This window comes from Cupriavidus sp. SIMBA_020 (assembly GCF_046535395.1).
GTDB lineage: Bacteria > Pseudomonadota > Gammaproteobacteria > Burkholderiales > Burkholderiaceae > Cupriavidus > Cupriavidus campinensis.
Window position 1 is genome coordinate 1 of the sequence record NZ_JAWRWU010001452.1, and the last position, 243, is coordinate 243.

1 protein-coding gene is annotated in these 243 nt (G+C 63.0%); it reads right to left on the reverse strand.

All coding sequences use genetic code 11. The features are described from left to right. A partial coding sequence (locus SB751_RS34375; protein ID WP_410749542.1) for a PhnD/SsuA/transferrin family substrate-binding protein occupies window positions 1-243 on the reverse strand: 243 nt, incomplete at both ends.

The window sequence follows — 243 nt, forward strand, 5'->3', positions numbered from 1 at the left end:
CGTCCACCTGCTTGTTGATGACCGACAGCAGGTTGGCTTCGTGGTTGCTCGACCGCACCGTCTTGAAGAAGGTCTTGGGTTCGATCTTGTTGGCGGCCCACAGGTAGTAGCCAGGCACGGCGGTGCCGGACGTGGAATTGGGATCGCCCGCGCCGTAGCTGAGCTGGCCGCGGCGCTTGAGCACGTCGTCCAGCGTCTTCAGGTCGCTGTCCTTGTTGACGATCAGCAGCGACCAGTAGCCCG